This is a genomic window from Streptomyces milbemycinicus, from assembly GCF_002154605.1.
Lineage (GTDB): Bacteria > Actinomycetota > Actinomycetes > Streptomycetales > Streptomycetaceae > Streptomyces > Streptomyces milbemycinicus.
The window spans coordinates 1-6,203 of the sequence record NZ_MUNE01000944.1; the positions used below are offsets into that span (position 1 = coordinate 1).

At 71.7% G+C, this 6,203-nt stretch carries 8 protein-coding genes and 2 pseudogenes; 6 read left to right on the top strand and 4 right to left on the bottom strand.

Going from position 1 to position 6,203, the window contains the following annotated elements; translation table 11 throughout:
* A partial coding sequence (locus tag CCN51_RS49290; protein WP_143676171.1) for an aldehyde dehydrogenase family protein occupies positions 1 to 398 on the top strand: 398 nt, incomplete at its 5' end.
* A 105-nt stretch (positions 399 to 503) separates the two neighbouring features.
* The gene (locus CCN51_RS49295) at positions 504 to 1,091 is read left to right on the top strand and encodes a Uma2 family endonuclease (protein WP_014176035.1); all 588 of its coding nucleotides are present in this window, start codon (positions 504 to 506) and stop codon (positions 1,089 to 1,091) included.
* Here CCN51_RS49295 and CCN51_RS49300 read toward each other — a convergent pair.
* The gene (locus CCN51_RS49300) at positions 1,060 to 1,773 is read right to left on the bottom strand and encodes a glycerophosphodiester phosphodiesterase (protein ID WP_014176034.1); all 714 of its coding nucleotides are present in this window, start codon (positions 1,771 to 1,773) and stop codon (positions 1,060 to 1,062) included. The two genes, CCN51_RS49295 and CCN51_RS49300, sit on opposite strands and share 32 nt — an antisense overlap.
* The gene (locus tag CCN51_RS49305) at positions 1,770 to 2,792 is read right to left on the bottom strand and encodes an adenosine deaminase (protein WP_014176033.1); all 1,023 of its coding nucleotides are present in this window, start codon (positions 2,790 to 2,792) and stop codon (positions 1,770 to 1,772) included. Before CCN51_RS49305 ends, CCN51_RS49300 begins: the two co-directional genes overlap by 4 nt.
* 130 nt (positions 2,793 to 2,922) lie before the next feature.
* Between CCN51_RS49305 and CCN51_RS59505 the strand changes: the two genes are divergently transcribed.
* Complete coding sequence (locus CCN51_RS59505; protein WP_264349411.1) at positions 2,923 to 3,852, top strand: DUF4190 domain-containing protein; 930 nt, start codon at positions 2,923 to 2,925, stop codon at positions 3,850 to 3,852.
* Here CCN51_RS59505 and CCN51_RS49315 read toward each other — a convergent pair.
* The gene (locus CCN51_RS49315; protein WP_014176031.1) at positions 3,801 to 4,424 is read right to left on the bottom strand and encodes a riboflavin biosynthesis intermediates N-glycosidase; all 624 of its coding nucleotides are present in this window, start codon (positions 4,422 to 4,424) and stop codon (positions 3,801 to 3,803) included. The genes CCN51_RS59505 and CCN51_RS49315 overlap by 52 nt on opposite strands.
* A 118-nt stretch (positions 4,425 to 4,542) precedes the next feature.
* Between CCN51_RS49315 and CCN51_RS49320 the strand changes: the two genes are divergently transcribed.
* The 3 genes and pseudogenes from CCN51_RS49320 to CCN51_RS49325 form a co-directional block, all read left to right on the top strand.
* Positions 4,543 to 4,965: a DUF4190 domain-containing protein gene (locus tag CCN51_RS49320; protein WP_014176030.1), complete on the top strand. Its 423-nt coding sequence runs from the start codon at positions 4,543 to 4,545 to the stop codon at positions 4,963 to 4,965.
* 239 nt (positions 4,966 to 5,204) lie between these two features.
* Positions 5,205 to 5,333 (top strand): annotated as a pseudogene (locus CCN51_RS58780) (spermidine/putrescine ABC transporter substrate-binding protein); the annotation flags it as partial.
* Between the two features lie 16 nt (positions 5,334 to 5,349).
* Positions 5,350 to 5,709: pseudogene (locus CCN51_RS49325) on the top strand (ABC transporter permease); the annotation flags it as partial.
* 140 nt (positions 5,710 to 5,849) lie between these two features.
* On the opposite strand, the gene CCN51_RS49330 reads toward CCN51_RS49325, so the two are convergent.
* A partial coding sequence (locus CCN51_RS49330) for a phosphatase PAP2 family protein (protein ID WP_143676172.1) occupies positions 5,850 to 6,203 on the bottom strand: 354 nt, incomplete at its 5' end.

A 6,203-nucleotide genomic window follows, 5' to 3' on the forward strand; every position in this document is an offset into this window, starting at 1 on the left:
CCAAGGTCGAGGCGGGCGGCCACCGCGTCGGCGAGAAGGGCTTCTTCTACGCCCCCACCGTCGTCTCGGGGCTCAAACAGGAGGACGAGATCATCCAGCAGGAGGTCTTCGGCCCGGTCATCACCGTCCAGTCCTTCACCGACGAGGTCCAGGCCCTCTCCTACGCCAACGGCGTGGAATACGCCCTGGCGTCGTCGGTATGGACCAAGGACCACGCGCGCGCCATGCGGATGTCCAAGGCCCTGGACTTCGGCTGCGTCTGGATCAACACCCACATCCCGCTGGTCGCCGAGATGCCGCACGGCGGCTTCAAGAAGTCCGGCTACGGCAAGGACCTGTCCGCGTACGGCTTCGAGGACTACACACGGATCAAGCACGTGATGACCTCGCTGGGCTGACGCCCGGCGGCCTCGGGGCACGCCCTCCCCTGTGTCCCGGGGTCGTCCGTATCGTTGAACTGTGCGGCTGCGCGTACATACGCGCGACAGGGGAGGAGCGGCACGATGACCGTCGAGTTGACCGAACGGATCGAGATGGCCGAGAGCGGCAAGGCTCGCTTGGACGACATGTTCGAGCTCTTGGAGCGGATGCTCCCCGAGGGATACCGGGCCGAGGTCGTCGAAGGGGCCATCTGCATGACGCCGCAGCGCACGACGCACTGGAACATCATTCGCAGGGTGCTGCGGCAGCTGGAGGACCGCTTCGGCGAGGACGCCGAGATCACCTCGGACGTGCGTATCGACTTCCCTGGCTACCTCAACGGCTTCTGCCCGGACTTGGCGAAGGTGGCCGAGGGAGCGGAGCCGGACGAGGACGACAGATGGTCCTATCGCGACGTCGAGTTCGTGCTGGAGGTCATCTCCCGGGGGACGGGCAGGAACGACTACGGCCCGAAGCGGGACACGTACGCCATGGCGGGTGTCCCGGTCTATCTGATCGCCGATCCCTACCAGCGGCAGTGCCATGTCTTCACGGAGCCGAAGGCCGATGAGTACCGCACCCAGCGGACGGTCGACTTCGGAGAACCGATCGACCTCACCGGTACAGTCGTCGACCTGGTCATCTCGACCGAGCACTTCCCTCACGACTGACCCCCAGCAGCGCGCACAGCGCCCCGATCCGGTTCGTCGTGATCGAGTCCACCCCCGCGCGCAGCAGCCGCGCCATGGACCGCCGGGTGTCCGCGGTCCAGGCGGAGACCAGCAGCCCGTCGGCGTGATTGCGGGCGACCAGCTCCGGGGAGACCAGCCCGAAGCGGTAGTTGAGCCAGCGTGGGCGCAGATCGGCGAGCAGCGTGGGGCGGGGCGGGGTCAGCGTGGTCCAGGTCAGGGCGAGCTCGGCGTCCGGGTCCTCGCCGCGCACGGCGTACATGGCCGCCGGACCGCCGCTGTAGTAGACGCGGCCGGCCGCCCCGGACTCGTGCACCTCGGTCACGGCGCAGTGCGTGGCCGAGGCGTCGGGGAGGTCGATCATGATGCGGGTCGAGTCGGCCGCGGCGAGGGCGTCGCGCAGCGTGGGCACGCCGCCGCCGGTCAGCCCCCGTACCTCGTTGCCGGTCAGCGCGGCGAGGGGGCGGTCGTGTCCCCACAGCCGCTTGAGGGTTGCGTCATGGAGCAGCATGGGGACGCCGTCCCCGGTCAGCCGCACATCGATCTCCACCGCACCGGCCCCCGCGAGCACCGCGGAGCGCACCGAGGCGAGGGTGTTCTCGCGGCACACATACGGGTCGCCGCGGTGGGCGACCGCCGTGCACGCCGTGGCCGGCGCGGTCATCGGCCCGCGGCCGCCGTGTAGGCGTCGATCTCGGCCGACAGCCGCGCCTTGCCCGCCGGGTCCAGGAAAGACGCCTCGACCGCGTTCTTCGCGAGCGCCGCGACGCCCGCCGCGTCCAGGTCCAGCAGCCGGGCCGCCACCGCGTACTCGGTGTTGAGGTCCGTGCCGAACATCGGCGGGTCGTCGCTGTTGATGGTCACCAGCACCCCGGCCTCGACCATCTCCCGCAGCGGGTGCTCGTCCAGCGTGGCGACCGCGCGGGTGGCGATGTTGGAGGTGGGGCAGACCTCGAGCGGGATCCGGTGCTCGGCGAGGTGTGCGAGCAGCTTCGGGTCGCGGGTGGCGCTGGTGCCGTGGCCGATACGCTCCGCGCGCAGCTCGGTGAGCGCGTCCCAGATGGTCTCGGGGCCGGTGGTCTCGCCCGCGTGCGGGACGCTGTGCAGCCCGGCCGCGATGGCGCGGTCGAAGTACGGCTTGAACTGGGGGCGCGGCACGCCGATCTCAGGTCCGCCGAGGCCGAAGCTGACCAGACCCGCCGGGCCCAGGTCACAGGCGATGCGGGCGGTCTCCTCGGCGGAGTTCAGACCCGCCTCGCCGGGGATGTCGAAGCACCAGCGCAGCACGGTGCCCAGCTCGGCCTCCGCCGCCTTACGGGCGTCCTCGATCGCCTCGACGAAGGCGACATCGGGGATGCCGCGCCGCGTGGAGCTGTACGGGGTGACGGTCAGCTCGGCGTAACGGATGTTCTGCCGGGCCATGTCGCGCGCTATCTCATAGGTGAGCAGCCGCACGTCGTCGGCGTCGCGGATCAGGTCGACGACGGAGAGGTAGACCTCGATGAAGTGCGCGAAGTCGCGGAAGACGAAGTAGTCGGCGAGGGCTTCGGGGTCGGCGGGGACCTTGGAGTCGGGGTGGCGGGCGGCGAGCTCGGCCACGATGCGCGGGGATGCCGAGCCGACGTGGTGCACATGCAGCTCCGCCTTGGGAAGGCCGGCGATGAAGGTGGTGAGATCGGTCAACGGATCCTCCGGGAGGCGGCCGGCTGCGACGGGCTCCGGTCATCGTAATCGGGTGTCGGGGAGGGGACGGCACGGGCCGTGACCGGGCCTGGGCACAGGCCGCCGGTAGGGGTTGGGCACAGGCCGTAGCATGGGCGGACATCACCTGGGGGAGAGCATGGCCGACCAGCCCGAGCAGTCCGACCAGCCTGAGCGTTCCGTACCGCCCGAGCAGTCCGACCAGCCTGCTCGGCCCGCACAGCCAAAGCTGCCCGAGCCGCGCGAGAGCGATCCGTGGGCCCCGCCGGAGCAGCGGGTGCCGCTGGACAAGCCGGCCGCGGGGCCCGCGGCGACCGAGCCGCCGGCGGCTGTCCCCCAGGCCGCCGCCCCGGCGGTCGGCGCGCCGCCGATACCGGGCGCGCCCCTCGTCCCGCCGCCGCCCCCGGTGCCTGGGCCCGGCCCGGCGATGGGGCCGGGCGCGGTGCCCCCGCCGCCTCAGGCGCCGACCGGCCCCGGCACACCGAGCGCTTACCAGCCCCCGCCCGGGCCGTACGGGGCGGGGCCGTACGCGCCCACCGGCTATGGTCAGACCGGATACGGCCAGACCGGGTACGGCCAGCCCGGCTACGCGCAGCCCGGCTACGGTCAGACCGGGTACGGCCAGCCGCCGTACGGAGCGCAGCCCGCCTACGGCTATCCGGGCTCCGGCTACCCGGGCCCGGCCTATGGGCCCGTCGCCTTCACCCCCGACAACGGCAACGGCACCGCCGCCCTGGTGCTGGGCATCGTCGGCACCGTCCTCTTCTTCAGCATCGTCTTCGGCGTCATCCTCGGCGTGCTCGCGATCGTCTTCGGGGTGCTCGGCCGCTCAAAGGCCCAGCGAGGCGAGGCCGACAACGGGGGACAGGCCCTGGCCGGACTCGTCCTCGGGGTGATCGCCGTGGTCGCGAGCGTCGTGATGATCTTCGTCTACATCGCGCAGGACGAGGACGACGACGACCCGTACGACCCGTACGCCCGCGGACCCGGCTACAGCGGTGCCGCCGTCGTGGTCGTGGACGCCCCGGACAACAGCCGCTGACGGGCCTCCATCAGCGCGAAGCCCAGCAGATTCAGCCCGCGCCAGCGAGCCGGGTCCTGAGCCCGCTCGTCGTCCGCCGCCAGCCCGATGCCCCATATGCGGTCCATCGGGCTGGCCTCCACCAACACCCGCGCCCCCGTCCCCAACAGATACTCGCGCAAGCGCGGATCCGCGCCGAACTTGTGCACGCTGCCCTGCACCACCAGCTCGAAGCGGTGCCGCTCCCACTCCGCCTGGTCGAAGCCGCGCACCGAACGGCCCGCGTCCTTGGCCTGCTTGGGACGGGCCGCCTCCAGCGCCCGCCGCTCGGCGTCCGCGTCGCCGAACAGCCGGGCCTTGCCCGCCATCATCCAATGCTCGGCCGTCGCATAACGGACACCGTCGACCACGAACTCCGAAGGCCACCACTGGCTGAAGCACCCGGGGCCCACACCACCGCCGTGCGGCGCGCGGTGGCCCCAGAACCACACGTACTTGAAGCGCTCGCCGTTCGCCGCCCGCTCGGTCAGCTCCACCACCGAACGCGGCCCGCCGTCCGTCGAAACCGAAACCGTCTCCCCGTTCGTCTCCATACTCGGATTTTCGCATCCGCCACTGACAGCGCGGAGAGAGAGCCGCCGCCATGGGTGGGCCCGAGGACCGGTCAGCCCATAACATTGCACGGCACTTCATCAGGAGGGGAGACAATCCATGTCCGCTACCAACCCACAGCCCGGCCCGTACGACCCGAACCAGTACGGCACGCCCCAGCCGCCCAACCAGCCCCCGCAGTACCCCGCCGGCTACCCGGCCCCGGGCCACCCCGCCGCGCCGCCCGTCTACCCGGGGGCCACCGGGATGCCCATGCAGCAGAGCAACGGCATGGGGACCGCCGCGCTGGTGTGCGGCATCATCGGGCTGGTGTGCGGGATCACCTACTTCCTGTGGGTCTTCGCCATCATCCTGGGCATCCTCGCGATCATCTTCGGCGCGGTCGGAAAGGGCAAGGTGGGCCGCGGCGAGGCCAACAACGGCGGCTCGGCCACCGCGGGCCTGGTCTGCGGAATCCTCGGCATGGTCATCCCGGCCATCTACCTGATGGCGCTCGACGCCGCGATCGACTCCGTCTTCTAGCCCGTTCGTTCAGTCCGATCTTTCAGCCCCTTCGTTCGGCCCGGTCATCAAACCGGTCCAAGGGGCCGGAATCGGTGGTGCCGGCACCGCCCCGACGGATCAGCGCTTCGCCGTGACGGGGCGGTCAGGCGACGGCGCGCGGTGACATCGCCGACATCGCTGACATCGCCCGCCGTCCGCGAGGCGGCGGCAGCAGGACCGGCCGACCGCCGGCCGACACCCCCGTAAGAGCACAGCGGATGGACGCACGGCACGAGCCCGAGAAGCTGTCGCCACCCCAGATCGCCGCGATACGGCGCAGCTTGACGAGCGGCCGTATGACCCTGACCCGCCGGTCGCTGCTGCGTGCCGGTGGCGCGGGCGCGCTTATAGCGGAACCTCGTCGTGATCGCGGGCCTGGCCACCCTCGCGTACCTCATCCTGCCCAACGTGGTCGTGCCGGCCTTCTCCTTCAACAAGCCCAACGGCCGCTTCAACTACACCTGGCAGCGGTTCTCCACTGACGCCTGGACGGACCCGTGCGGCGTCGCCGGCTTGTGCGGCTCCCTCGTGCTGAGCCTCCAGCTCGCGGTGTGGGCGACGCTCGGCGCCACCGTCCTGGGCACGCTGATTGCCTTCGTGCGCGCCCGCCACCGCTTCCGGGCGCGCGGCGCGGTGGGCAGCCTGGTCTTTCTGCCGCTGGCCATGCCCGAGGTCGTCATGGCCGCCTCGCCGGCCACCCTCTTCCTCAACGTGGGCGTCGAGCGGCTGCCGCACTTCCGGCCGGACTTCACGCCCAGTCCCCCGCCCGCAGCTCATGCGCCGCGCCACCCACGGTGACCTCGAGGATCCCGTCCAGCTTGCCGGGAGCCGCCGCAGGAGGAGCTGACGCGGGCTCTGGCTTCTCAGCGGCTCCGGTTTCTCCGCAGGAGCCCCCACACAGCCCACAGCAGACAGCCGGACAGACACCAGCTCCCGAACACGTCCAGCGGCCAGTGGTAGCCGCGCCGTACGAGCCCGATGCCCACGGCGAGGTTCAGCAGCGCCACCGCCCCGACGAGCGCGCGACGCGTCGGCAGATGCCGCAGATACGGGCACAGCAGCAGGACGGCCGCGCCGTAGGCGACCGCGGCGGTGGCGGCGTGGCCCGAGGGGTAGAAGCCGGAGCCGTCCGCGAGCGGGCCGGGCGGGCCGGGGCGGTCGACCAGGGCCTTGGCCGGGGCGACCAGGGCCGGGACCGCCGCCATCGCCACGGCGGC

Bases quoted from the DNA above. Each gene is read 5' to 3' on its own strand.
- CCN51_RS49295 (WP_014176035.1), top strand. From the start codon at position 504: ATGACCGTCGAGTTGACCGAACGGATCGAGATGGCCGAGAGCGGCAAG.
- CCN51_RS49300 (WP_014176034.1), bottom strand. From the start codon at position 1,773: ATGACCGCGCCGGCCACGGCGTGCACGGCGGTCGCCCACCGCGGCGAC.
- CCN51_RS59505 (WP_264349411.1), top strand. From the start codon at position 2,923: ATGGGCGGACATCACCTGGGGGAGAGCATGGCCGACCAGCCCGAGCAG.
- CCN51_RS49315 (WP_014176031.1), bottom strand. From the start codon at position 4,424: ATGGAGACGAACGGGGAGACGGTTTCGGTTTCGACGGACGGCGGGCCG.
- CCN51_RS49320 (WP_014176030.1), top strand. From the start codon at position 4,543: ATGTCCGCTACCAACCCACAGCCCGGCCCGTACGACCCGAACCAGTAC.